This window comes from Halobiforma nitratireducens JCM 10879 (assembly GCF_000337895.1).
GTDB lineage: Archaea > Halobacteriota > Halobacteria > Halobacteriales > Natrialbaceae > Natronobacterium > Natronobacterium nitratireducens.
In genome coordinates, this window is sequence record NZ_AOMA01000054.1 from 1 (window position 1) to 2,613 (window position 2,613).

General features: G+C 61.6%; 2 protein-coding genes. Both read right to left on the reverse strand.

The features are described 5' to 3' along the window. Window positions 1-31: 31 nt before the first annotated feature. Window positions 32-958: a CPBP family intramembrane glutamic endopeptidase gene (locus C446_RS04140; RefSeq protein ID WP_006671808.1), complete on the reverse strand. Its 927-nt coding sequence runs from the start codon at window positions 956-958 to the stop codon at window positions 32-34. Between the two features lie 173 nt (window positions 959-1,131). Further along, window positions 1,132-2,613 (reverse strand): serine hydrolase domain-containing protein (locus tag C446_RS04145; RefSeq protein ID WP_239639454.1); only part of this gene is annotated, 1,482 nt, incomplete at its 5' end.

The following is a 2,613-nucleotide window of genomic DNA, read 5'->3' on the forward strand; positions in this document are numbered from 1 at the left end:
GAAAAGCTCTGTGAGCCACTCTAACCCTCATTCAGCAGCTATTCAACAAAGCAGACGACTGTGGGGGTGAACGTCGCGTTAGTGTTTTCGGCCCATAGACGTACACCACGACGACGACTACTAGCAGCGTCAACACTGTTGGGACGTGGCTTCCGATGGGACCGTGGGGAACAAGTTCGCCGCTGAAGTTTCCCGAGAAGTGAAACAGAACTGCTCCAAGGATGCTGCGTCCCGTGTGGTTGTAGATCCAGGTGTAGAGAACGGAGGTGATCGTTGCCCCGAACATGAACTCCCAAAACGGGAGCGTCAGTACGCCCAACTCGGCTTGGTAGGTTCCCATCATGAAAAACAGGGGGACGTGCCAAGCGGCCCAGACGACGCCGAGGATCAGACTCGCCCCGAACGCGTTCCAGCGCGCTTGCAGCCCGTCAAGCGCGTAGCCTCGCCAGCCCAGTTCTTCCGGTAGAGGACCAAAAATCACCATGAAAACCGCGTACGGGAGGAGCGATACCGGATCGGCAGCGAACTCGGCAGCACGCTCAAACGCCGGAACCGAGTCACCGGCCAGGGTGCCCAATAGCAGTGCCAGCCCGTTCAGGGCCGGAAACAGCAGGAGGATCACGACGTACCAGCGCAGACCGATCCGTCGGACATCGACGACCCGTTGCCAGTAGTCACGCCGGTGTTTCGCCTCGGCGGTCCGAAAGAGCAAGAAGATTGCTGCACCCGGAACGCCGAGTCCACCGGCGGCGAACAGCAATACCCCCGGCAGCGCGAACGGGTCGTATTCCAGGACGATCAGTGGTATCCAGAAGAGGTACGACACGCCGAACGCGATGGCGAAGAACTGCCACGGATTCGAGTACTCAAAGAACTCTGGATCGGTGTCCGGAGACGCGACCTGTGAGATGTTCGAATCCACACTCGCCGTTTCGTCGCCGGCGTCGCCTTCGGTCACGTCGTTTCACCCTCGTCTGTTTTGGGACTGTCTCTTATACACATCTCNGAACGCGATGGCGAAGAACTGCCACGGATTCGAGTACTCAAAGAACTCTGGATCGGTGTCCGGAGACGCGACCTGTGAGATGTTCGAATCCACACTCGCCGTTTCGTCGCCGGCGTCGCCTTCGGTCACGTCGTTTCACCCTCGTCTGTTTTGGGAAAGAGGACCGTCGCCAAGAGCAGGACGACCACTGCCGACAGCGCCAGTCCAACCCACTCTGCGATCACGGGCAGGAAGAACGCGACGGCCTCCCGACCAACAATCCACCAGAGTCCGAACGCCACGACGGCGATGCCGCTCAAGAGTGCACGAACGGTGCGGTCGCGGTCAGATAGCGGAGCGAACGTTCGCGTCCCTGTGATGACACCATACCCAAACCGGAGAGCGAGACCGGCCGCAACGCCGATGAGAATCCAGACTGGGAGACGGATCCATCGCCTCGCACGCGTCAGTGACACCGCAGGGAGGCCACTTCGATCCGTCCACGCCTCAACGACGTCGGCGATAAGTTGCACACTCCGTTCGCTGTTTGTGAGGATGACGATCCCGTCGCCGGTTTCGGGGACGGCGTGAAACCAGTTCCACGAGCCGGCCCCCTGTCCGCCGTTCATCACCGCTCGTCCGCCGTCAGAGAGCGTTTCGACGAAGTGACCGAGCCCCGCACCGTCGCTTGCGAGGCCATAGAATCCAGTCGTCTCGACGGCCGGAGTGTACATCTCCGCGACGCTCTCCGGAGCGAGCACGCCACGTCCCACCGGTTCCCCGTTTGCCTCCGTGCCAGCAGCGACGAAGCGGGCGATATCTTCGGCGGTCGCGTACAGTGCACTGGGGGCTTTGGCGGGACCGTGTGACAGAGGGACCGGTGTTCCATCAACGAAATGCTCCGTCGCCAACTCCGAACGGAGTCCTTCGGTCATATCGAAGGTGGCTTCGTCCATCCCCAACGGCTCCAGGATTTCCTCGTCCATGTACACCGCGAAGTCCTGCCCCGTGACGTCCTCGACGAGGAGTTCCAGTAGCGCATACCCCGGATTCGAGTACCGGAACCCGCTGGGTTCGTCGGTCGGCCGAGCCGCCGGCCCTCCCGCATTTCCGGACAGCGCCTCCCTGAGTGACGGCGGCTCTTCGTCCACTGGGACGCCCTCGTATCCGCCCGCTGGCAACCCCGCACTGTGGCTGAGCACCCGCCGCACGGTCACGTCCTCCCACGAATACTCGGCGTCCGGACGCTCCCAGCTCGTGAGGTGCTGTCCAACTGGATCATCGAGTGCGATCTCGTTGCGCTCGACGAGCTTCAGCACTCCCCATGCGGTGATCGACTTCGTGAACGATTGCACCTGAAACGGGGTATCCTCGTTCGTCAGGCGTCCTTCCGCGGGGGAGGCGCTGCCGTAGGCACCGGTCCACGTCACCTCCCCGTCTTTGATTAGGGCGATCGACGCTCCTGGAACATCGTATCGGTCGAGCAACTCCGGAACGCGCTCGTCGAGGTGCGTCGAGAGTAATTCATCGGATGAGCCATCTCTCATGGCGGAACCGAACTGCCAAGAGAGCCCGCCGACTGCTCCAACGAGGGAAGCCGAGAGCAAACGACGGCGAGTAGTAGAGAC